The 22438-nt window shown below is 42.4% G+C and carries 22 protein-coding genes; 11 read left to right on the forward strand and 11 right to left on the reverse strand.

Translation table 11 applies throughout. The features are described 5' to 3' along the window. Positions 1-807 (forward strand): ABC transporter permease, encoded by an 807-nt coding sequence (locus tag LG307_RS21585; RefSeq protein ID WP_404446466.1) that lies wholly within the window; start codon positions 1-3, stop codon positions 805-807. Then, positions 804-1877, forward strand: a complete 1074-nt coding sequence (locus LG307_RS21590) for a PotD/PotF family extracellular solute-binding protein (RefSeq protein WP_404446468.1) — start codon at positions 804-806, stop codon at positions 1875-1877. The genes LG307_RS21585 and LG307_RS21590 overlap by 4 nt, the downstream gene beginning before the upstream one ends. A 35-nt stretch (positions 1878-1912) precedes the next feature. On the opposite strand, the gene LG307_RS21595 is transcribed toward LG307_RS21590, so the two are convergent. Next, positions 1913-2740 (reverse strand): glycosyltransferase family 2 protein, encoded by an 828-nt coding sequence (locus LG307_RS21595; RefSeq protein WP_404446471.1) that lies wholly within the window; start codon positions 2738-2740, stop codon positions 1913-1915. Between the two features lie 275 nt (positions 2741-3015). Here LG307_RS21595 and LG307_RS21600 point away from each other — a divergent pair, with 275 nt between their 5' ends. The 4 genes from LG307_RS21600 (at position 3016) to LG307_RS21615 (ending at position 7010) form a co-directional block, all read left to right on the forward strand. Further along, the gene (locus LG307_RS21600; RefSeq protein WP_404446474.1) at positions 3016-3861 is read left to right on the forward strand and encodes an ABC transporter ATP-binding protein; all 846 of its coding nucleotides are present in this window, start codon (positions 3016-3018) and stop codon (positions 3859-3861) included. Further along, complete coding sequence (locus tag LG307_RS21605; protein WP_404446476.1) at positions 3812-4753, forward strand: iron-hydroxamate ABC transporter substrate-binding protein; 942 nt, start codon at positions 3812-3814, stop codon at positions 4751-4753. Before LG307_RS21600 ends, LG307_RS21605 begins: the two co-directional genes overlap by 50 nt. A gap of 242 nt (positions 4754-4995) precedes the next feature. Then, positions 4996-6009: a FecCD family ABC transporter permease gene (locus tag LG307_RS21610; RefSeq protein WP_404450527.1), complete on the forward strand. Its 1014-nt coding sequence runs from the start codon at positions 4996-4998 to the stop codon at positions 6007-6009. Then, positions 6006-7010 (forward strand): FecCD family ABC transporter permease, encoded by a 1005-nt coding sequence (locus LG307_RS21615; RefSeq protein WP_404446479.1) that lies wholly within the window; start codon positions 6006-6008, stop codon positions 7008-7010. The genes LG307_RS21610 and LG307_RS21615 overlap by 4 nt, the downstream gene beginning before the upstream one ends. Positions 7011-7194: 184 nt before the next feature. On the opposite strand, the gene LG307_RS21620 is transcribed toward LG307_RS21615, so the two are convergent. From LG307_RS21620 to LG307_RS21630, 3 genes are all read right to left on the reverse strand, one after another. Further along, a complete protein-coding gene (locus tag LG307_RS21620) occupies positions 7195-7872 on the reverse strand; it encodes an ABC transporter ATP-binding protein (protein WP_404446482.1) in 678 nt (225 codons plus the stop codon). Continuing rightward, positions 7872-9512 (reverse strand): ABC transporter permease, encoded by a 1641-nt coding sequence (locus tag LG307_RS21625; RefSeq protein ID WP_404446485.1) that lies wholly within the window; start codon positions 9510-9512, stop codon positions 7872-7874. Before LG307_RS21625 ends, LG307_RS21620 begins: the two co-directional genes overlap by 1 nt. Positions 9513-9668: 156 nt before the next feature. Continuing rightward, positions 9669-10772 (reverse strand): Fe(3+) ABC transporter substrate-binding protein, encoded by a 1104-nt coding sequence (locus tag LG307_RS21630; protein WP_404446488.1) that lies wholly within the window; start codon positions 10770-10772, stop codon positions 9669-9671. A gap of 177 nt (positions 10773-10949) precedes the next feature. On the opposite strand from LG307_RS21630, the gene LG307_RS21635 reads away from it, so the two are divergent. Both LG307_RS21635 and LG307_RS21640 read left to right on the forward strand, forming a co-directional pair. Beyond that, positions 10950-11465 (forward strand): PH domain-containing protein, encoded by a 516-nt coding sequence (locus tag LG307_RS21635; RefSeq protein WP_404446491.1) that lies wholly within the window; start codon positions 10950-10952, stop codon positions 11463-11465. Beyond that, positions 11465-12928: a PH domain-containing protein gene (locus LG307_RS21640; protein WP_404446494.1), complete on the forward strand. Its 1464-nt coding sequence runs from the start codon at positions 11465-11467 to the stop codon at positions 12926-12928. The genes LG307_RS21635 and LG307_RS21640 overlap by 1 nt, the downstream gene beginning before the upstream one ends. Positions 12929-12965: 37 nt before the next feature. On the opposite strand, the gene LG307_RS21645 is transcribed toward LG307_RS21640, so the two are convergent. From LG307_RS21645 to LG307_RS21675, 7 genes are all read right to left on the reverse strand, one after another. Further along, a complete protein-coding gene (locus LG307_RS21645; RefSeq protein ID WP_404446497.1) occupies positions 12966-13382 on the reverse strand; it encodes a hypothetical protein in 417 nt (138 codons plus the stop codon). 36 nt (positions 13383-13418) lie between these two features. Further along, entirely contained in the window at positions 13419-14207 is a 789-nt protein-coding gene (locus LG307_RS21650) for a hypothetical protein (protein WP_404446500.1), read from the reverse strand. A gap of 18 nt (positions 14208-14225) precedes the next feature. Continuing rightward, positions 14226-14948: a hypothetical protein gene (locus LG307_RS21655; protein WP_404446503.1), complete on the reverse strand. Its 723-nt coding sequence runs from the start codon at positions 14946-14948 to the stop codon at positions 14226-14228. Between the two features lie 38 nt (positions 14949-14986). Next, a complete protein-coding gene (locus LG307_RS21660) occupies positions 14987-16435 on the reverse strand; it encodes a ribonuclease YeeF family protein (protein WP_404446506.1) in 1449 nt (482 codons plus the stop codon). Between the two features lie 14 nt (positions 16436-16449). Next, positions 16450-16728: a YwqI/YxiC family protein gene (locus LG307_RS21665; protein ID WP_404446509.1), complete on the reverse strand. Its 279-nt coding sequence runs from the start codon at positions 16726-16728 to the stop codon at positions 16450-16452. Between the two features lie 18 nt (positions 16729-16746). Further along, positions 16747-17112, reverse strand: coding sequence for a DUF5082 family protein (locus tag LG307_RS21670; RefSeq protein ID WP_404446512.1), 366 nt, complete (start codon positions 17110-17112; stop codon positions 16747-16749). A 578-nt stretch (positions 17113-17690) separates the two neighbouring features. Continuing rightward, the gene (locus tag LG307_RS21675) at positions 17691-18626 is read right to left on the reverse strand and encodes a D-2-hydroxyacid dehydrogenase (protein WP_404446515.1); all 936 of its coding nucleotides are present in this window, start codon (positions 18624-18626) and stop codon (positions 17691-17693) included. A 190-nt stretch (positions 18627-18816) separates the two neighbouring features. Here LG307_RS21675 and LG307_RS21680 point away from each other — a divergent pair, with 190 nt between their 5' ends. The 3 genes from LG307_RS21680 (at position 18817) to LG307_RS21690 (ending at position 22436) form a co-directional block, all read left to right on the forward strand. Then, positions 18817-19803, forward strand: a complete 987-nt coding sequence (locus tag LG307_RS21680) for a TAXI family TRAP transporter solute-binding subunit (RefSeq protein WP_404446518.1) — start codon at positions 18817-18819, stop codon at positions 19801-19803. A gap of 103 nt (positions 19804-19906) precedes the next feature. After that, entirely contained in the window at positions 19907-20434 is a 528-nt protein-coding gene (locus LG307_RS21685) for a DUF1850 domain-containing protein (protein ID WP_404446521.1), read from the forward strand. Then, positions 20427-22436, forward strand: a complete 2010-nt coding sequence (locus tag LG307_RS21690; protein ID WP_404446524.1) for a TRAP transporter permease — start codon at positions 20427-20429, stop codon at positions 22434-22436. The genes LG307_RS21685 and LG307_RS21690 overlap by 8 nt, the downstream gene beginning before the upstream one ends. The last annotated feature ends 2 nt before the right edge of the window (positions 22437-22438 follow it).

Raw genomic sequence — 22438 nt, forward strand, 5'->3', positions numbered from 1 at the left:
ATGGGGAATAGAAAAACATCTCCGTTATCGACGTTATTTCTCGTCTTCATTTTTGCGATTCTTTATCTGCCTATTTTCTTCCTCGTGTTTTATTCATTTAACAGCGGAGGAACGATGTATGGTTTTGAAAGCTTTACATTGGATTGGTATAAAGAGTTGTTCGCGGATACGCGCCTGCTAATCATCGTATTGAATACACTATTGATTGCCTTGCTTTCTGCACTTATCTCAACCGTTATCGGCGTGATGGGAGCCATCGCCATTTATTCTTTTAAAAATAGGAAAACAAAGAACACGTTATTATCGTTGAATAACGTATTAATTGTCAGCCCTGACGTTATTATCGGTGCTTCTTTCCTTATTCTTTTTACCATGGCTGGAATCAAACTAGGCATGTTCTCTGTGCTGTTATCCCATATTGCCTTTTGCGTCCCCATTGTCGTGTTGATGGTATTGCCTAAGCTCTTGGAAATGAGCCCAACCTTGATTGATGCGGCCCATGATTTAGGAGCAAGCCGCTGGGATGTGATGAGGAAGGTTGTTCTGCCATATATCACCCCAGGGATATTTGCCGGTTTCTTCATGGCGCTCACCTATTCTTTAGATGATTTCGCGGTTACATTCTTTGTAACAGGGAATGGATTCACCACCCTTTCTGTTGAAATCTACTCCCTTGCACGCCGTGGAATTTCACTGAACATTAATGCACTTTCCACTTTACTGTTCCTGTTCACCATTGTCCTTGTGATTGTTTACTACTTCATCACGGTTCGTAATAAACCTACTGGAATGGGGGTCAGACGATGAAGAAGCTTGTACAGTTTACTGTCGCGGTTGTGATGACGTCAGCAGTCCTTTGGTATGCCATCACCGAATTGAATTCCGCTCAAGGATACTCCGGCGGAAACACGTTGACCATTTACAACTGGGGAGACTATATCAACATGGATGTGATCGAGCAATTTGAAGAGGAAACTGGTGTGAAGGTCATTTATGAAACGTTTGATTCGAACGAAGCGATGAAAACTAAAATTGAACAGGGCGGAACCACCTACGATATCGCGGTTCCTTCTGAATATATGATTGATAAAATGATTAAAGAAGATCTTCTGATTCCGCTAGATCATTCTAAGCTCCCTAACCTTGGGAACATCGACGAACGATTCATGGATCTTCCCTTTGATCCGGAAAATAAATACTCTGTCCCTTATTTTTGGGGAACGGTAGGAATCGTCTATAACCCCTCTATGTTAGGTGGAAAAGAGATTACAAGCTGGAATGACCTATGGGATGAGGATTTGAAAAATGAAATTCTCTTGGTGGATGGTGCCCGTGAAGTGATGGGGATGGCCCTTAACAGTTTAGGTTATTCATTAAATGATACGGATAAAGAACATCTGCTTGAAGCAAAAAGAAAGCTAGATACGCTTACTCCTAACATTAAAGCCATTGTCGGCGATGAGAACCGCATGCTGATTGAAAATGAAGAGGCGGCCATCGGACTTGTCTGGTCCGGGGTTGCTGCCGAACTGATGTGGGAAAACGAAGACCTTGAATATGTGGTTCCGATAGAAGGATCTAACCTTTGGTTTGACAATATGGTCATTCCCAAGACGGCCAAAAACGTCGAAGCTGCACATCAGTTTATCAACTTTATCTTAGATGCCGAAGTTGCTGCGGAAAACACAGAGTATGTCAGTTATTCTACTCCAAATAAGGCTGCATTGCCGCTTTTAGATGAAGAACTGACAGGTGACGAGCGTTTCTATCCGCCACCTGAGCTTACAGAGAAACTCGAGGTTTATGAGAATCTCGGGAAACGGAACTTGGCTTATTATAATGAGTTGTTTTTGGAGTTTAAGATGCATGGTAAATAATTTAGTAGGAAAGGGACTTGTTCCTTTCCTATTTTTTATGCCTCTTCAAGCCTCCCTAATCGCTGCAGTCTAGAGATAAACGGCATTCCATTCCAAACGATGTTGCTTGTAGCCTCCCTCTTTTTCACTTCTGATTCCTCTAGCAACAGCCAGAAATTTTTCGTCGGCAAGTTTCCTAACCGATGCTTCTCTGACAGGCGGTCTAAATAGAACCTCATGCTAGCCAAGTCTTTGGACTGATTACTGTTTTCTGCAGAAAAATCGTACAGTACCCCTGCTACTGCTGATCTTGCTACTTTGAACTTCTCAGATACCCGCAAGAAAAAGTCCCAATCCCAATAATTCTTCATTTCAGGATCAAACTTACCGATTCGGTCATGTAGACAGCTTCTATAAAGGCTGCCAGATGGGACGAACGTAGAAAACTTCCTCATCGCAGGTAAGTCAAGCTCGTAGGCGAAAAGATGTCTGCCTGTCGCTTCCCGAACCCCATTTCTTTTTTCATACTGCACAATTTCCACATCCGAATAGACCAGATCAGCGCCTTTTATCTTTTCTATCATCGTTTCTAAATGGGTGGAGACAATCAGGTCGTCATCATCTATGAGCATGATAAATTCCCCTTTTGCAAAAGAAACGCCAATATTCCTTGCTTGGACATGCTTTACATTCTCGGTCAAATCTATGATGGTGAGATCTAATTCTGGGTAGTATTCTTTTAAATTATCCACTCTTTCCCCTCCATCATTGACAACAATCACTTCAAAATCTTTCCTTGTTTGCTGAACGAGGGCTTCCATCAACTCCGAAAGCATCCCTAATCGGTTATAGGTGGGAATGATGACAGATACTCTTGGTAACAACTTACTCAACTCCCTATTTCTAAATATGAACCTATCTGAAAACTATGAGTAGTTCTTTTGACTTATTCATTATAATGATTTTCCATACAAATGACGACTATAAACTCTTTCTCACGTTAGCGTAGGAAAGAGTTACAACCATCAATCTTTGTATATTGATATTATTTCTCAGTTACTCATTGACAACCCCTATTGATAGTCTTATAGTAATAGTTGTAGCGACACTGATAATCATTATCATTATTGTAAACATATTTTAAACTGGAGGTTACATAATGGTTCGCCTATACACTAAAGACCTAAACATTGGCTATGGTGAACGCTTAATCATAAAAGACTTATCCATTGAAATACCAGATAAACAGATTACAACAATTATTGGCTCTAACGGCTGCGGAAAATCCACGCTACTAAAAGCCATCACCCGAATCATCTCCCATCAATCTGGAGCTATCCTCCTAGATGGACAAGAGATTGCCCAAGAGAACACAAAATCACTGGCTAAAAAAATGGCCATCCTACCTCAAACACCTGAAAGTGTAAGCGGATTGACGGTCGGCGAGCTGGTATCCTATGGCCGTTTTCCCTATCAAAAAGGATTTGGAAGATTGACCAAAAAAGATTATGAGGTCATAGACTGGGCACTTGAGGTAACAGGAACCACAGAATTTAAATACCGCCCGGTTGATGCACTATCCGGCGGACAACGTCAACGCGTATGGATTGCGATGGCCTTGGCACAGGAAACAGAAATCATTTTCCTAGATGAACCTACCACCTACTTGGACATGGCCCACCAGTTGGAAGTGTTGGAGCTTCTGCAAAAGCTTAACAGAGAACAAGAACGCACCATCATCATGGTCCTGCACGATTTAAACCAGGCTGCCAGATTTGCCGATTACCTTATTGCTTTAAAAGATGGAAACATCATCAAGTCGGGAAATTGTGAAGAGGTAATTACATCTAAAGTATTAAGACAAGTCTTTCAAATCGACGCTGAAATCGGCCGAGACCCAAGAACCAATAAACCTATGTGCTTAACTTACAACTTACTTAAAGGAGACAACCAAGATGAAAAAATTAATGATTCCCTTCGTATTCCTGCTATTGCTGGTCGTTAGTGCCTGCGGAAACACAAATAATAATGCAAGTAACAAAAATGCTGATAGTTCCAATGAAGGAAATGCTTCCTCCTCTGAAACCATCACCTATGAAGCAGAAACAGGTCCTATTGAAGTACCAGCAGATCCTCAAAGAGTCGTAGTAATAAACTCTTTCGTTGCTGGAAATGTCATGGCTCTAGGAACAAATATTGTTGGAACGGACTCTTGGGCAATGGCCAATCCACGTTACAAGGAGTACCTTGAAAATGCCGAAGAAATCACCGATCAAGATTTAGAGAAGATTATTGAATTAGATCCAGACCTCATTATCGCGGCATCCAACACGAACAACCTGGAACAGTTAGGCGAAATTGCACCAACTGTCGCGTACACTTACGGGAAAGTGGACTATCTCACACAACATATCGAAATTGGCAAGCTATTGAATAAAGAAGAAGAAGCAAAAAAATGGGTGGATGACTTCAAGACTCGTGCTCAAGAAGCGGGCGAAGAGATTCGCGCGAAAATCGGCGAAGATGCAACAGTCTCCGTGATCGAAAACTTTGACAAGGAGCTTTACGTTTTCGGCGACAACTGGGGACGAGGTACAGAGATTCTTTATCAGGAAATGAAGCTAAAGATGCCTGAAAGAGTAAAAGAAGAAGCTTTAGAAGCTGGTTATTATACCCTTTCTTTTGAGGTACTGCCTGAGTTTGCAGGTGATTATGTTGTATTCAGTAAGAATTCTGAAGGAGATACATCCTTCCAGGAAACAGATACGTACAAGAATATTCCAGCTGTGAAGAATGGTCAAGTTTTTGAAGCGGATGCAAAAGAGTTCTATTTTAACGATCCGATTTCCCTTGATTTCCAATTGGATTTCTTTAAAGATAGCTTTTTAGGAAACTAAGACTTTTTGGAGGGATCCTTCTTTTATTGGAAGGTCCCTCTTATTCAATTTTTACTACCAATTGGTTTTGCTTGAACAAGTTGATCTCCGTTCCAGGCGCTTCGCTTTCCGCGGGCGGTCCGGGAGCCTCCTCACTTCGTTGCGGGGTCTCCCCTGTCCCTTCCTCCCGCAGGAGTCTGCGCACCTTGCACTACGATCAACAAGGGTATTACTCCAATTCTAATATAGAAAAGATGAGGCAAATGAAGATTGCATTGGAACGAAAGATTCCTTTTACAATTAAATTTATGGGGGCAATCATCGTCTTTGGGGCGGTGTTTTTTGCTGCTATGGTGCTTGGTGCTGCCGATACTACCATTCGCGATGTTTGGTTGGCCTTAACTTCTCCGGCAACTAGTGGGGATAAGATCTTGATCATCCGTGAAATACGGCTACCGCGTGAGGTAGCCGCAATTTTTGTTGGCGCTGGGTTGTCGGTTGCTGGTGCCATTATGCAAGGGATGACAAGGAATCCTCTCGCAGATCCAGGTCTTCTCGGGTTGACGGCTGGAGCGAACGCCGCACTTGCTATCACGTTGGCATTCTTGCCTTCTATTAACTACTACGGCGTCACCATTGCTTGTTTTATTGGGGCCGCGGTGGGGGCAATCCTGGTGTTTGGTTTAGGCGCCATCCGGAAAGGCGGCTTTTCCCCTCTTCGAATTGTCCTTGCAGGTGCTGCCGTTTCTGCCTTTCTTTTTGCTATAGCGGAAGGGGTCGCGCTGACCTTTAAACTGTCGCGAGACGTTTCCATGTGGACGGCCGGTGGGATTGTTGGCACAACTTGGGGCCAAGTACAGTTGATTATTCCGTTAATCACCGTTGGCTTGCTTGTGGCCCTTTACCTATCCAGACAACTGACCATTCTTAGTCTTAGCGAGGAAGTTGCGGTTGGGTTGGGGCAGAAGATTGCCTTTGTAAAAGCTGTACTGTTTGTTGTCATTATTTTGTTGACGGGTGCCTCTGTTGCCCTTGTCGGGAATATGGCGTTTATCGGGTTGATGGTTCCTCATATTGTACGTGCCATCGTGGGAACGGATTACCGTTTTATCCTGCCGATGTCCGCCATAGTTGGAGCTACCTTTATGCTCTTTGCTGACACACTGGGACGCACTATCAACGCACCTTACGAAACACCAGTCGCTGCAATCGTGGCGATGGTCGGGCTCCCCTTCTTTCTTGTCATTGTCCGTAAAGGAGGGAAAGCATTCTCATGATTCATCCATCTATTGTAAGAAAACAACGTATGATTGTGGTTCTTTTTGCTTTGCTTATCTTGGCTACTGTTGTTATTGGTATCGGAGTTGGACCGGCATCATTGTCGTTCGACAGGCTCATACCGACTTTGTTTGGTCAAGGGAGTTTTAAAGAGGAATTTGTTTTATTTTCCATCAGGCTTCCACGGATTGTCATCACCATACTTGCTGGGATGGCGCTTGCATTATCCGGTGCGATCCTTCAAGGAATTACCCGTAATGATCTCGCCGATCCTGGGATTATTGGTATTAATGCTGGGGCAGGTGTGGCCATTTCTATTTTCTTTTTATATGTTCCGATTAACGTTGGTTCGTTCGTTTATATGTTACCAGCGGTTGCTTTTTTCGGGGCACTTCTCACAGCCATGTTGATATATTTGTTCTCATATCAGAGGAATGGCGGACTTCAGCCTGTTCGGCTTGTATTGGTCGGAGTGGGGTTTTCGATGGCACTTTCGGGTATGATGATCATCTTGATTTCTTCTGCTGAGCGTGTAAAAGTGGATTTCATCGCCAAATGGCTCGCAGGTAACATTTGGGGCAGCGATTGGCCATTTATACTGGCGTTATTGCCATGGCTGCTTGTGTTGGTTCCATTTACTTTGTATAAAGCACACCGATTGAATTTGCTTGGCATGAGTGAGCCTGTCGCAATCGGGGTTGGGGTATCTATTGAGAAGGAACGATTGGTTTTGTTATTGACGGCAGTAGCACTTGCAGCTTCCGCGGTTTCGGTGACAGGTGGTATTGCTTTCGTTGGTTTGATGGCTCCTCATATGGCGAAGTCGCTGGTGGGACCTAGAAATCAATTGTTCTTACCTGTAGCAATCTTGATCGGCGGCTGGCTGCTATTGTTTGCGGACACGGTGGGACGCAACTTGATTGATAGCGGTATTCCAGCAGGGGTTATGGTCGCGTTGATAGGGGCACCTTACTTTATGTATTTGTTGTTGAGGAAGTGAGTTTGGAGGTGTGAGGGTTCTCTCTGTTACCGTTTGAGCTTTTGGCGAGGTAGTTCGGGTGTTGATGAGGGCTCTCTACTACCGTTTTTACTCCCGCGAAGTCGTTTCGGGCGTTGAGACAATAAAAAAGGGGTCTGACCCTCAGTGCTTTAAAGCACTGAGGGTCAGACCCCTTTTTACCCCTTTAACTCATTACCAAGTCACAGGCTCTATTAACCAGTTGTCCTTCATCAATGTATAGAATCCGGTCGGCGATGGCTTTGGCGTCTGCAAAGTCATGAGTGACGAAGATGGAGGTGATGCCGGTTTTCTTCAAAATCTCTTTTAACTCGTCACGAATTTTCTCTTGCAGGTGAGCGTCCAAGTTACTGAACGGCTCATCCAACAACAACAAGGACGGTGCCGGTGCCAACGCACGAGCCAAGGCTACGCGCTGCTGTTGTCCTCCGCTTAGCTCATATGGATACCGCTGGCCGTATTCTGACAAATTGATTAAGCTAAGCATCTCTTCTAGTCGCTCCTGCTTTTGCTTTCGGTTCAACTTGCGCAACCCGTACTTGATGTTTTGGGCAACCGTCATATGAGGAAACAAGGCATAATCTTGGAACACTACACCGATGCCGCGTTTTTCCGGTACAATGAATGTTCGCGGATCAAACATCACTTCCCCATTTAATTTCATGCTTCCGGAGGTTGGATTTTCAAGTCCAGCAATGATGCGCAGCAAGGTACTTTTTCCGCTCCCGCTTTTCCCGAGAATGGAAATAATCTCCCCGCGTTCAATGTCGACCTGGATGTGATCAAGTGTATTTTTTTTCGTATTTTTATACTGAAACTGCAAGTCTCTGATCTGGATAAACATTAGTTTGCCTCCTTATCAAGTACTCGGTGAAAGATGAAGATACACAGAGCACTTATGAAGATAATCATCAGGGAAGCGATGGAAGCCTCCTGCACACGTTCATCATTTGCATATTTGAAAGCCTGAGTCGCAAGCGTTGAAAAGTTAAAAGGTTGCAAGAACAAGGTTAACGGTAATTCTTTTAGAATATCCACAAACACTAAGATAAACCCGCTAGCAATTGCTCCTCGTAATAACGGAAGGTCCACCAGAAAAAAGGTCCTTAAAGTCGACGCGCCAAGCATCCTGGAGGTTTCCGAATACCTGTTACCTATCTTTTCAAAGCCAGCTTCTATATTATTAAATCCAATGGCAAGAAATCGAATCACATAAGCAAAAATCAACATGATTAAGGTCGTTCGTAACACAAACTCAGGTTTTAAGTTGAATTGTGCAAGGAACGCCACAATATATTGATCTAATGATATGAATATCGTGATGACGGCAATGGCGATGGCTGCTCCTGGAATGGAGTACCCAAGTGTTGTCACCCTAGAGATGAACTTAGTCAGCAATCCTGACTGTAACCTCGTATAGTTGGAAATAATCAAAGCCACTACAATGATGATTATAGATGCTATGGACGCTACTAATACGGAGTTTTTAGCAAGCGTGATAAACTCGGCGTTAAATACTTTTTCATAGGTCATGAATCCCCAGCGTAAAAGCTGCAGCAATGGAATAATGAATGCAATGGTAAAGATCCCAAAGCAGTATGCAAATACTCCCCATGCCTTTGCACCGGTAAGTTTCTTCGGCTGAATCGGGCGAACCTTAGAGGAAGGATCAAAAAACTTCTTTCTCCCTCTTATGATTCTTTCAAACATCAATACAACCATTACCAGCACCATCAGAGTTCCTGCCAACTTCAAGGCTGAATCAAGGTCCATCATTCCATACCATGTACGGAAGATAGCGGTACTTACCGTCTGAATGCCAAAATAACTTGTAACGCCGTAATCATTAAGTACTTCTAGAATAACTAAGGTCACACTCCCTACAATCGCAGCTCTTGAAATCGGCAAGGCTACTCTAAAGAAAGTATCCACGTCATTTCCGCCTAGCAATCTCGCATTTTCCAACACGGAGGCTGATAGGTTTTGAAAAAAGCTTCTCGTAATTGCGTACACGTATGGAAATAAGGTGACCGTGAAAATGAAGATGGCCCCCTGGATACTCATGATATCAAAGTAAGACTGATTTACCTTAATATCAAATGAGTTACGCAAGGTAGTCTGGATGACGCCGGTATAATTCAGGATACCGTGAAAGGTATATGCCGCAATATATGGTGGTATCGCTAAGGGTAAGATTAATGCCCACTTCAAAAAATTTCGCATCGGAAACTGATAAATGGTTATCAACCATGCCAGGCTTGTGCCGATCAACATGGTTGCAAGCGCAGTGAAAATAATGATCACGGCTGAATTTTGAAGGTAATCCTTCAATAAGTATTCTCGTATATGGAGCCAGTTTTCATTTCCTTTTGTAAAAAATTCAACGGCTATAAGTAAATTTGGAATTAAAATAATCGTTATAAAAAGAAGACTGAGCAGAGCCCAACCCTTATGACGAACTCTTGACCAATGAAACCTATTCACAGATGACACATCCTTCGTTCGATAAAGCCTGTTGCCTCTTTATTTCTCCATTCTAAATTATAACGAAAATCATTCTCAAATGGAACAGAAGATTCCAAATTAATAGAACCGAAGCACTATCTGATGTGCTTCGGTTCATGGTTTGTTCATATTTGATTATTTCCAGCCAACCTCGTTGAAGATGCGAATTGCTTCTTGTTGGTTTTCACCTAACTTAGAAAGGTTGATGTCTTGCTCTTTGAACTCACCCCAAGATTTTAATAACTCGGATGGTTCCACTTTCTCATTTACTGGGTATTCAGAGTTCGCTTCTGCAAATTGGCCTTGCGCCTCTTCGCTGCTTAAGAACTCAATGAATTTAACCGCATTTTCTTTATTTTTTGCATGCTTTGTTACGCCAGCACCACTGATGTTGATGTGTGTACCAGTTGTTTCTTGGTTAGGGAAGAATACGCCAACGTTTTCAGCTACCTTCTTCTCTTCTTCATCCGTTCCGTTCAACATAACACCGATATAGTAAGTGTTCATGATTGCAACATCCGCTTCTCCTGCAACAACAGCTTTCGCTTGGTCGCGGTCTCCACCTTCAGGGTCACGAGCCATGTTATCCGCAATTCCTTGCGCCCATGCTTTTGCTTCTTCGTTACCCATGATATCAATGAAAGATGCCAATAAAGACATGTTGTACATATTTTCAGAAGATCTTACCACTACACGATCTTTCCACTCAGGTTCAGCCAAAGCTTCGTAAGTAGATAATTCTTCAGGGCTTACTCGCTCTTTATCATATACGATAACACGCGCACGTTTTGTTAATCCGAACCATTGGTTATCTACATCACGTAATTTTTCTGGAACATTTTCAGCTAAAACATCACTTTCAACTGCTTGAAGTAATTCCGCTTCTTTTGCCTGATAAAGGTTTCCAGCATCAGCAGTGATATATACATCTGCTTCCGTCGCTTCTCCTTCTCTATTCAAGCGCTCCATTAACTCTTCGCCTTTACCTTCTACTACATTAACTTTAATTCCAGTTTCTTCTTCAAACTTTTTATAAAGCATTTGATCTGCTTCGTAGTGACGGCTAGTATATACGTTTACTTCTCCAGACTCTTGCTCGTTTGTTGCTTCTTCGTTGTTCTCAGCCCCACCATTGTTCTGAGAAGAGGTATTTCCATTATTATTGGTGCTGCTCACACAGCCTGTTAACGCTAACATTAAAGCTAGCATCATGCTTAAAATGACAGTAAACTTTTTCACTATGGACACTCCCTATGTATGTATTTCTATTAAAAATGATAATCACTCTCATTTACTATTGTAATGATAATCATTTTCAAGTCAATACTATTTTGCTATTTTTCTTAAAAATTATTTATAGTTTCACGTGAAACTATAATTTTATTAAAACGTATAGATATTTAGGAGGTTTTTATTATGTATTTAACCATCAAAGAACCAAGCGGGAAAATCGCAAATCAAGCTGTACAAGTGTGGAGGATCTCCAACACGATTGGACACGGTATCGCCCTCATCGTTTTAGGAATCCTTCTCTACTGCAGCGAGCACTTTCAGTGGTATGGTTGGATCCAGGTAACTCTTTATTTCTTACTTGGAATCATGATCCTATCCGCGATTTATTCTATTTTTATCGAGCCTGTTTTTCTTCAAAAGACATGGCGTTATGAGATTGATGAAGACTTTGTTCAAATGAAAAAAGGGAAATGGAATGAAAGTCACACATTGGTCCCCATGGAAAAAGTGGAGTTTGTTCGCACAGAGCAAGGTCCCATCATGAGGAGATTTGAACTTTACAACCTTATAATAGGCACCACTACGACCCAGCACACCATACCTGCCATCCCTGCAGAAAAGGCCAAACTGCTAAAGGCAGAGATTGCACAGCTGGCAAAAGTAAAAGAGAGCGACCTGATAGAAAGGGAGGAATATTGATGTCACAGCAGGTCAAAAGGTTTCATCCTGCGTGGATGATTCTAGAGTTTGTCAACCTACTGAAAAACTCCATTGCCATCTTCCTCTTCCTTTTTGTGTTGAAAATCAATTCTACTTCCGACTGGATTGTATGGGGTCGTTACATATTCTTGATAGGTATAGCGTGGACACTTATCGTCATCGTATTAAAATGGTTTCTTTACCGTTATGAAGTGATTGGGGATTCTTTTGTGCTTAAAGAAGGCGTTTTCGTAAAAGAACAGCGCACCGTTTCCTTTGACAAAATTCAGAACCATCATTCAAAGACAACCTTTATCCATAAATGGTTCGGCTTGACTTCATTGACCTTGGAAACCGGAACAACCGTAGAAGGTTCCGCTGTAAATTTTCCTGTCTTGACTGTCTCTGAAAAAGAACGCATCCTTTCGAGATTGTTAGAAAAAGCTCCTTCAGAGGGTGAATTTGACCAAGATGAGATAGAGTATGGTGGCATTAAGAAGGTTCACTTCCGCTCTAATAAAAAGGATCTGTTGAAAGCCTCCTTTACATCGTTGAGCTTTCTGGCCATCTTTCCGCTGCTAACGACCATCTATTTCAACCTTGCCGATTTTTTCAATATCGAGGACACCGCTGAAGGCGCATTTGACTATTTGCTTCTGCATTGGTGGATGTTAATCATCCTTTTTGTGCTCGCCATGGTCATCTCTGTGGGCATTGGCTACTTGCAGACAACCATCAAGTATGGAAACTACGAAATTAGCGATGACGCCGAGCGCATTTACATAAAAAAAGGAGTTGGAAGCACAAGCAGCTTTGCGATCTCCAAAGAGAAAGTACAAGCCATTGTAGTGGAACAATCACTGGTAAAACGCCTGCTCGGACTTGCATCCATTAAGCTCATCAGTGTCGGCGAAATGAAAACAGAAGAGCAAGAAACAAGCTCCCTCTATCCTTTCATGCCAAAACACGAAGCGTACTTGTTGTTGGAAACGCTATTACCTCACCATCCCATTCAAGAGAACATGGAACGCTTTCCAATCAAAGTACTATGGTACAAGCTCTTGGTGCCATACTACTTTACGATCATTGCAGCTGTCGGCCTTTTCTTCTTTAAAAAAGAGTGGCTCTGGGCTGCGGGCGTCGTCTTTATCATCTCACTGGTCACACGTGTGCTTGATTACTTTTTCACCAGCTATCTTCGCCAAGGAAACACTGTCCAAATAAGAAAAGGCGGGCTCACAAACGAAACATTCATCACCCACTACAACCGTATCCAGCAAGTATCTGTAGAGCATTCCTGGCTGCAACGCCAATTTGGAATTGCCACCTTACACTTTCAGAACAGGGCAAACCCGCTTCATGTCAGTGAACTAAACGGAGTGTCAAAAGAGGAAGCCAGGGAGTTTTATAACTGGTTTAAGGGGAAAAGGAAACGGTTGGTTAGGCGGGAGAGGGTTTCTTAGAGTCTAAAAAAGCAAGGCCCGAGGAGGCCTTGCTTTTTTATTTATTATTCAAATACGCAACAGCTTCTTCTAAATTATCGGTGTAATATTCCGCGTTCTCGTAATCATATATGACCTTTAGCTCTGTTACCATATACTCATCAGGGTGGATAGCATTAAATAGCCAGTCCCACCATTTTTTTTGCTCCAACTCTCTTACCGCCTGAGTCACTTTGTCTTCATGAACCCTGATGACCACAAACCGGGGGAACGAAGAAAGTTGCCTTTCCGGGAACTTCCTTTGAAAAATCCCCCATTCCTCTACGAAATGATCAACTAAAACTTCGCTGACTAACCCAACCGCTTCTAACTCACTAAATCGCTTTTCAAGCTTTTCATATTCCTCAAGCGTTAACTCGTTTTCTACCAAAATGGCAACAGCGTAATCTTCATATTTCCTTTTCTTTTTAAACATGTACACCCTCCGCCTTTCTGTTTTAATCATTGTATGTTAGGAAGGTTGCTTTACTTTCACCCGTTGGACAACACCCAGTATTTCCTCCATAAGTGCCTGTCCTTGTGACTGCTTTGCCTCAAGCATTTCTTTTCCATCCTTTTGAACCATCCGTAAAGTCCAGTTGGCTGAAGGAGCGGTCAATAGATGCACCCCTTCCACCCTCCACTGCTCGTTTTCACGATAAAAGGTCATTAGGCGGTTTGTATATTTTATTCTTTGAATAGCAAGCTCAAATTGCTTTATGATGGGATTTTCTATTGTTAAAGCATGCCTTTCAGCCAGCTCATCCTTGTTATCAATTTTCATTGTCCCGCAATAGATGGTGTATTCTTCTGGAGTAAGGTAAAGATTTTTTGTCTGACGGGCTGGAATATTCTCCACCCCCATCAACATCCGCGGAATGATTACTTGGTTCCAAGTCAAATCAGGGGCAGGATGGCATTGAAGAGTGTATTCCTCTTCGTTGCCCTTACTCACTTCTACAACCCTGTCCTCACTAAAATAGAACAGACTTTGAGTTGATTGGTCGGTCAAAACTTCAGTAATCATATTGGATCTTGCCATCACCCACAGCGTTTGGATAAAATTTTCTTCAAACTTCAACTCACTATCCACCAGGTCAACCAGTTCCATTTTATGTAGCTTCTTGAACGTAGCCTCCCATTCCTGCTCCATGTCTTCCTCGCGGTGTCTAAGGAACGGATTAGGAATGCCGACAAGGACTTTTGCTCCGAGCATTTTGGTTAATAGATAGAGGTCTTTTATGGTTAGGGTCCAGTTCATGAAGCCATTCCCCCTCGGTTATTTTTTCTTCTTCTTTTGATAAGTTCTCCGTTGACTTTTGGGCAGTCCGAAGTCTGGATAAATTTCTTTCACCAAACTGAAGTTTTTCTTAATGAAAAAATATTTATGTACGAATGTTGAAAAGAATGCTGTCACAATTGCTAGTAGTGATATTAAGGAGACTAATAGAATAGCTGTAAAAGAGGCAGAATAGACGACAGACATTAGTAATTGGGCTATAAAGTATCCTACCCCTGAAAATGCAATGATAGGCGAAACATTTACTTTAGTCCCGTTCTTTTGCATTTTTGCGTAAAAGCCAGAATACAAAGCTTTAATATTAAATATGTTAAAGGTGATCAGTAATCCTCCATAAAGTGTAGCTCCTACTATAAGTGGAATTGGTGAGGTAATAGATAAATGAGCATACATCAGCTTTTGTGTAGCCAGGAAATAGACGTATGTGTTTATAAATCCATATATCCCAAAAAACAAGTAGTAGGAGCGTTCAAATCTATATGGATCAATAATATATAGAATCGCCCAAAGGTGGATGATAGCTACAGGAATAATGGCAGCTATAAAATAATCCCATGCATATGGATACGCAAGTAGTGGCAACAGACCGATTAAATCCAGAGTTACAATAAAAAAGACCAAGATGTTCCCTCTATTTTGTTGTGGTGTTTGCAGGTTTAAGTATGATAATGCAATTTCGTTTTCTCTTTGATGTTTTTTCAATAAGCTCACCTCAAAACGATACCGATAGATTTATCCCTCTATTTTCCAAACCACGAACCAACTTTGTTTATAATACCAGTGGTTCCCTTTTTAATTGCATCTCCAACAGAATCTTTCTTTCCATCGTTATCTACGTCCATAAATTTCAAGTCACTCAACAAACTAGTAACAACAATACCTGCCACTGCACCTACAGCTGCCCCTACAACTATGCCGACTGGTCCTCCCAGTACAGCTCCTGCCGCAGCTCCTGCTTTTGCACCAAAGGCCGCGGAAGCTGCAATGGAAGCACCCGCAACCACTACATCACCAGTTACATTCCCAGCAATTTCACTAGCAGATTGGTTGTTCTGTACCCCATGGACAATGTCTCCTGTTACGGTTGCCCCTACTCCAATATACCCTAATCGATTACCAGTCCATTTAAAGGCATCTTTTACGCTTGCAGCCGGGTTGACCATTTTCCACAGTTTAGGATGTGAAGTTGCATTTGGACCTTTATAATTATTTTTATTAATTCCACCTAGATGAGGCTCACTTACTTTGATGTGCGGCTTGGTCACTCCTTGTGCAGTTGTATAACTTAATAACTGTACGCCAAACCCTTGTCTGGCAAGATTAATTCGCTTGGAAGCCCCATATGCTGTCGCAGTAACTACACCTAAATTAGTTGCTGCATTAATTGGCTGCTCTCTCCATTGATCAAAGTTTAAACCGAGTGTAGGGGTCGGATCCCATTCAAACGGCACATCCCTACCCGTATCCGATGCATCCACCCCGTTTGCGACAACGCGGGGGTCTGTTGAGAATCCATAGTAAGGATCTCTGCTTCCACCATTCTGGAGATACTCTGATGCATAGCAAAAGTTAGGATTATAGCTGTCGATGGAAACACTTCCACTTGTAAAAAGTCCCTGCACTTGCTGGACATACTGATTCATAAACTGAAGTCCCTGTTCTACTGGGTCGAGGGCACTTGTCTGTGTTTGATCAAATCGGTGCAATTTTTCTATCGTCTGGTCGACATGTTGTCTTGCCGCTTGCACCTGCCCTTGAAAAGAACTATCTTGGATCCTTGGCAAAGATACAATATCTGATATGCTTTGCACCTTTTGATTGGTTTCGTCTGCCAGGTCCATTACGAAATCCCTTGCCTGGTTCAATCCCTGCTCTATATCATGCTGCAGGAAATTTTCTTTTATGACGCCGTTTGAGGCCGGTTCTACACCGTTTAATTCATTTTTCAGCCCGTTTAAAGCGGACTCATACATTTCTATCACTTCTTTAAAAAATTGAAGAAAAGGCTGGTGGCTATCCTGATAAAATCCACGTATGGACTCTCCAGCTTGCCCTTTAAATGATTCGTCAAGGGAGGAGAAATTATGGACCGCAGATTCCAACTGAGATACTTGCTCTCTATGTTGTGACAATTTTGCTAGTAATTGTTCCACGCCAGATTGTAATGTTGAAATTTCGAGAGTTTTCATTATGACTCCCCGTTCTACCGGAGCTGCATGTTGGTGGAAAGCTGTTGATCTTTTTCCACCATTTGCTCTACAGACTGTCTAGTCATTTCTTCGTTATGCAGGATAAGAGCTTTATAGTTTTCTGTCAGTTGTTCTAATGTGCGGTTTAGTTCATTCAACTTATTGACGACATCTAATCGGTTGCCGTTTCCTATTGAAGAAGGAAAAGAGGATGTAAGAGCTTCTGAGGAGGATTTCATTTGTGATAGGGCCTGCTCTATCTCACTTTGCCTTATTTTGATTTCTGTACTCATACGGAGACCTCCATTTGTTTAATTGTATCTATTGGCAGCCCGTTCTTCTGCAAGCTGCAATTCTAATGTAGCGATCGTCTGTTTTAATGAGTTAATTTCCCGATGAAGTTGTTGAATTTTATTTTCGATACCTGAGAAGATCGCACTAAATTGGCTTTGCTCCATTTCGGAATAATAATGAAGCATTCCATTTGTCCTTATGTCTTCAAATCGGTTGGCAAGTGTCCCCTGCCAAGTAAACGAGGAAAGTTCGGGACGTGTGACAGAAGCTTTAAAACTAGCAAACTCCTGTTGTTTTCCTCTCAGTTTACCTTGGCATTCTTGGAGACGCTGGAGATGCTGCTGCTTTTCCCTGAGCAGAGCATTGTGATACGCGATAGACATGTTCATCACCTCATAAAATTTATGGTGAGCCTCTATGATGGAGGCTGATTTAATTCCATTTATTTCTCAATACCTTTTACTATAACATGGAAGAAAAATACCAAAATGATGAAAACTATTTATTTTTGCGTTGGTCGATATGGGTATTTTATACTATTTTTCTAGAATTGGGTTTGATTGCGCTATGTAAGTCGATTTACACCCTACCAGACGAAAAGCACTACTTATTAAATAGCACATTTTCTGGAAAATGAAACCTGTGGGCTTGGGGTTTTTAATGGAGGGGGACATTGACGGGGCATATCTGTTACCTTTTGAGCTCTTGGTGGCTTGTTTTGGGCGGAGAGACGCCCTCTCTGCTACCGTTTGAGTTCTTGGTGACCTGTTTTGGGCGGAGAGACGCTCTCTCTCCTACCATTTGAATACTTCCCGATTTATTTCGGGAGGAGAGTCGCCCTCTCTCCTACCGTTTGAGCACTTCCCGATCTATTTCGGGCGGAGAGACGCCCTCTCTCCTACCGTTTGAACACTTCCCGATCTATTTCAGGCTTACAAAAGCTCTCTCAAACATCCCCCACTCAATACCCCCGCCCCACATCCACCCAATTCCGCAACTCCCCTCCACTCTCCACAGCCTCCAACGTTTCCAAGAAACACACAACCGCTTCTTCAGGCGTCGTAATCGCAGAGATATGAGGGGTAATCGTCACGCCTGGGTGGCTCCACAACGGACTGCCTGCGGGTAACGGTTCCTCCTCAAAGACATCCAGTACCGCGGCTCTAAGTGCGTCGCTATCCAAGCCACCCAACAAGGCGTCGTGATCAACGGTCCCTCCTCTTCCTACATTGATGAACACAGCTTGGTTCATCCGGCCAAAAAACCGCTCATCAAACAAACGCTCTGTCTCCTTTGTCAGCGGCAATGTATTTATGATAAAATCCGCCTTTGCTAAACTAACTTCTTCCATCGACATCACCCTGCAAAAATGGTCCTTATCTGCCCCGCTGCGAGATACGCCAACCACCTGCACACCAAAAAACCTTAGAATCCTAGCAAGCTCCTGGCCAATTTCTCCTGTGCCGAAAACGACTACCTCCATCTCATTCAATGCACGGGGGGCCACCATCTTCCATTCCCCACGCCCCTGCTGATCTCGAAACCTATCGTGATGTTGCAGTTCTTTTAACATATAACTAAGTGTATACTCGCCAATTTTTTGTCCAAAAGAGGTAATCGTTCTTGTTAAAAGGACATCTTCTGGCCATTTGCCTGCCAGTGCCATGTAACGATCGACGCCTGCACCTAGTGAGTGAACCCACCTCAAATTTTCAAAATGAAAGTTCGCCACAGGGTGAAATGCGACATAGGCGTCCGCCCAATGTAAGTCCTCCAACGAAACATCCTCCTCAGCAATAAAACGCAGGTCCCGCTCCTTTAAGATTTCCTCCGAATTAAGTAACCTCTCTAACTCTTTTACAATTCTGCCTGAAAAAAGAATATTAGTTATATTCATAAATCGCGCACTCTCCACTAATTCATATATGCTCCATTCTATCATGGTAGAGTAAAAGTGTAATAGCACACGCAAACACAAGAATGCGTAATTATAACAGAAAACCGCCTAAATATTGGGTTAATATTTGATAAATCTCTGTAACATCTGTAAAATAAGAGATGTTAAATTAATAATTAGGGGGAGTTCGATGAAAAAGAATAGTTTTCTAGTCTTATCTATGGTCTTAGTACTATCTTTATTTCTAGCTGCATGTGGCGGGGATAATGGATCTAGTGGTGAAGGTAGTTCTGAAGGTGCTGAAGATCCGAAATTAATGAGCATGCTAACAGGTGGAACGAGTGGTACATACTATCCGCTTGGTGGCGCAATGGCAAAGGTAATTACGGATGAAACTGGTATCCAAACTGACGCTGTTTCCTCCAATGCTTCTGCTGACAACGTAGTAGCACTTGCTGAGGGGAATGCAGAAATCGCTTTCGTACAAACTGACGTTATGGCTAATGCAGTAGAAGGTACGAATGCATTTGAAGGGAAAGCGGTTGACAATGTATTGGCACTTGGATCTCTTTATCCAGAAACCATTCAAATTGTAACACTTGCTGACTCTGGAATTACTAGTGTAGAAGATTTAAAAGGTAAAAAAGTTTCTGTAGGTGCTCCCGGTTCAGGTACTTACATTAATGCAGAGCAAATCCTTGAGATCCATGGCATGACAATGGATGATATCGATGCTCAAAACCTAGATTTTGGTGAGTCCACTGGTGGAATCCAAGATGGTAACATCGATGCGGCTTTCATCACTTCTGGTACTCCTACAGGTGCGGTTGACGGTTTATCTGCTACTAACCCTGTAAGCATTGTTCCTATCTCTCAAGAAAAAGTAGATGAGTTGGTAGAAAAATACCCTTATTATGCTGCTGATACCATTCCAGCTGGAACATACGGCATGGAAAATGAAGTGAATACTGTTGCGGTTCTTGCAATGTTAGCAGTGTCCAAAGATCTTTCTGAAGATCTTGTTTACAAAATCACAAAAGCAATCTATGAAAACACAAGTGCAATCTCCCATGCAAAGGGTGAATTCATTACACTTGAAACAGCAGTGGACGGAATCGGTATCGACTTCCACCCTGGTGCTGAAAAGTACTTTAAAGAAGAAGGTCTTTTAGATTAATTTAAATAGTAGGACCAAATTGGCCGACACTTAATATCCATTATGCTGTCGGTCCTTCTTTTTATTTATGAGCTGTTAAAAGCAAAGCATTAGGTGGGTTACCATGAAAAAGAAAGTGATTGCCATTATATTATCCTCTACTATCGTTTTACTCTTATTGGGGATTTTTTTGGTCCCTTTTCGAACCGCGCTAGTTTTCCATGTACAAAACACCGAACAAATACAAGCATTCCTTCCCATTGATGAAGAGGACACATTTCATATCATCTTTACGCACTCCATCCATTTAACCGATGTAGTGGAGAAGTATAGGGTGAGAGATGATCACCACATCGTGCAAACAGAAATTATTTATGAAGAATTCGGGATTGGCATGCCATCGAATGCGGAAGAGGGAGAAGAATTTGTATATGAAGATGGAAAATATCATATAAGAGATTTAAATAACATCTTCTCCTCCATGAATGTCCGAAACGGAAAAACCGTTTCCAAGAACCGCCTTGCCTGGGGCGAGGATGGAGAAAAGATGGTATGGTTCAACGAATACTTTACTCCAGGAGACTGGTATAATGTAAGAGTAAAAGAGTTGACATTATGGCAGTATATGAAAGGAATGAAAATACATGAGTGATAGAAACGACCAACAGGAATTAACGGCTGAAGAACAAGAAAAGTTGCTAGAGAAGTACGATCCGGACGCTCAAACAAGAAATCTCACCGGCTACGCAGCAAAAGTTGTCTTCTTCATGTTGATTGCCTTTTCCCTTTTCCAACTATACACAGGAATATTTGGTCAGCTTACAGCATACCTGCAGCGTACCGTTCACTTAGGTTTTGCTTTGACTCTGATATTCTTGCTATTTCCAGCCAGAAAAGGTGGAAATAAAACAAAGATTGCTTGGTATGATTATATTTTAGTAGGACTGACCGTTGTCGTTTGCGGGTATTGGCCTGTTTACTACGACACATTAGTTCAGCAAATCGGAAGCATATCTTCTGCACAAACTGTTATTGGCGGCTTAGCCATCCTCTTAGTCATTGAAGCAACAAGACGGGCAATCGGTCTTCCGATTACCATTATCGCCGTTGTATTTATGGTCTACGCGCTCTTCGGTCCTTACATGCCGGGAATGCTGATTCATAGAGGGCTTAGTCTCCAACAATTGATCCAATCAATGTTCTTTACAACAGACGGAATACTTGGTACACCGTTACAGGTATCATCGACCTATATTTTCTTATTCTTATTATTTGGAGCATTCTTGGTTCAAACTGGTGTAGGAAACTATTTCAACGATTTGGCGATCTCCATTGCCGGAAGACGTACTGGCGGACCTGCAAAAGTTGCCATCTTCTCTAGTGCTTTGCAAGGAACGATTTCAGGAAGTTCTGTTGCTAACACCGTTACGACTGGTTCCTATACGATTCCATTGATGAAGCGACTGGGTTATCACCGTAACTTCGCTGGAGCAGTAGAAGCAGCAGCGTCTACTGGTGGCCAGATCATGCCTCCGATTATGGGAGCAGCTGCCTTCTTGATGATCGAATTTGCAGGGGTTCCTTACTGGGAAATTGCTAAAGCAGCGACGATTCCTGCAATCCTTTATTTCGCCGGAATCTGGATCATGACCCATTTAGAAGCGAAAAAACAAGGCTTACTTGGATTACCGAAAGAAGAAATACCGAAGAAAATGGAAGTTTTGAAAAAAATTCATCTCTTACTGCCGATTATCGTCATTGTTGTACTATTGTTCCAAGGTTTCAGTATTGAAAGAACAGCTTTATTAGGTATCTTAAGTACCATCATTGTAAGTTTGTTTAGAAAAGATACTAGAATTACGCCAGCTAAATTTATCCTTGCACTGACAAATGGGGCACGCACCGCATTAGGCGTGGCTGCTGCAACAGCATGTGCCGGTATCATTGTTGGAGTTGTAACGAAAACAGGTCTTGGACTTAAGCTTGGAAACAGCCTTGTAAGTATGGCTGCATCCATTACATCCACACCTACTTTATTATTATTACTGACGCTATTCTTCACGATGATTGCATCCATCATTTTAGGAATGGGTTCACCAACGACTGCCAATTATATCATTACGTCCACGATTGCTTTACCAGCAATATTGGCGCTTAACGACCAATTGGAATTTGCGATTCCCGTCCTTGCAGCGCACATGTTTGTGTTCTACTTCGGAATCGTAGCAGATATTACCCCGCCGGTAGCCCTAGCCGCATTTGCTGCTACAGGAATATCCAAAGGGGAACCGATTCGTACGGGTATTAATGCATCTAAACTTGCCATTGCTGCGTTTATCATTCCATATATGTTTGTGTTCCAGCCACAGCTACTCATGATTGATACAACCATTCCAGAAGTTGCTTGGATCCTTGTGACCTCCATTATCGGAATGATCTCAATCGGTGCCGGTCTTATCGGTTTCTGGTACAGAAAACTTCACTGGATCGAACGTATCCTTACCGTCTCTACAGGGTTATTGTTGATCTATCCAGAACCAAATACAGATATCTTCGGATTCATCGCGTTTGGTATTATGCTTGCGTTGCAGATTTTCTGGAAGCGCGGGAATACGGATAAAGGTATGAAGAACACTGTAAGAGAAGCGAACTAATT

The sequence above is a fragment of the Sutcliffiella horikoshii genome, from assembly GCF_044809035.1.
Lineage (GTDB): Bacteria > Bacillota > Bacilli > Bacillales > Bacillaceae_I > Sutcliffiella_A > Sutcliffiella_A horikoshii_G.

What these genes read in the sequence shown, in the direction of transcription:
- LG307_RS21665 (WP_404446509.1), bottom strand. Translation starts at nt 16,728, where the DNA reads ATGAGTACAGAAATCAAAATAAGGCAAAGTGAGATAGAGCAGGCCCTA.
- LG307_RS21645 (WP_404446497.1), bottom strand. Translation starts at nt 13,382, where the DNA reads ATGTTTAAAAAGAAAAGGAAATATGAAGATTACGCTGTTGCCATTTTG.
- LG307_RS21600 (WP_404446474.1), top strand. Translation starts at nt 3,016, where the DNA reads ATGGTTCGCCTATACACTAAAGACCTAAACATTGGCTATGGTGAACGC.
- LG307_RS21610 (WP_404450527.1), top strand. Translation starts at nt 4,996, where the DNA reads ATGAAGATTGCATTGGAACGAAAGATTCCTTTTACAATTAAATTTATG.
- LG307_RS21670 (WP_404446512.1), bottom strand. Translation starts at nt 17,112, where the DNA reads ATGTCTATCGCGTATCACAATGCTCTGCTCAGGGAAAAGCAGCAGCAT.
- LG307_RS21635 (WP_404446491.1), top strand. Translation starts at nt 10,950, where the DNA reads ATGTATTTAACCATCAAAGAACCAAGCGGGAAAATCGCAAATCAAGCT.
- LG307_RS21650 (WP_404446500.1), bottom strand. Translation starts at nt 14,207, where the DNA reads ATGAACTGGACCCTAACCATAAAAGACCTCTATCTATTAACCAAAATG.
- LG307_RS21685 (WP_404446521.1), top strand. Translation starts at nt 19,907, where the DNA reads ATGAAAAAGAAAGTGATTGCCATTATATTATCCTCTACTATCGTTTTA.
- LG307_RS21675 (WP_404446515.1), bottom strand. Translation starts at nt 18,626, where the DNA reads ATGAATATAACTAATATTCTTTTTTCAGGCAGAATTGTAAAAGAGTTA.
- LG307_RS21680 (WP_404446518.1), top strand. Translation starts at nt 18,817, where the DNA reads ATGAAAAAGAATAGTTTTCTAGTCTTATCTATGGTCTTAGTACTATCT.
- LG307_RS21590 (WP_404446468.1), top strand. Translation starts at nt 804, where the DNA reads ATGAAGAAGCTTGTACAGTTTACTGTCGCGGTTGTGATGACGTCAGCA.
- LG307_RS21690 (WP_404446524.1), top strand. Translation starts at nt 20,427, where the DNA reads ATGAGTGATAGAAACGACCAACAGGAATTAACGGCTGAAGAACAAGAA.
- LG307_RS21640 (WP_404446494.1), top strand. Translation starts at nt 11,465, where the DNA reads ATGTCACAGCAGGTCAAAAGGTTTCATCCTGCGTGGATGATTCTAGAG.
- LG307_RS21615 (WP_404446479.1), top strand. Translation starts at nt 6,006, where the DNA reads ATGATTCATCCATCTATTGTAAGAAAACAACGTATGATTGTGGTTCTT.
- LG307_RS21620 (WP_404446482.1), bottom strand. Translation starts at nt 7,872, where the DNA reads ATGTTTATCCAGATCAGAGACTTGCAGTTTCAGTATAAAAATACGAAA.
- LG307_RS21660 (WP_404446506.1), bottom strand. Translation starts at nt 16,435, where the DNA reads ATGAAAACTCTCGAAATTTCAACATTACAATCTGGCGTGGAACAATTA.
- LG307_RS21605 (WP_404446476.1), top strand. Translation starts at nt 3,812, where the DNA reads ATGAAAAAATTAATGATTCCCTTCGTATTCCTGCTATTGCTGGTCGTT.
- LG307_RS21585 (WP_404446466.1), top strand. Translation starts at nt 1, where the DNA reads ATGGGGAATAGAAAAACATCTCCGTTATCGACGTTATTTCTCGTCTTC.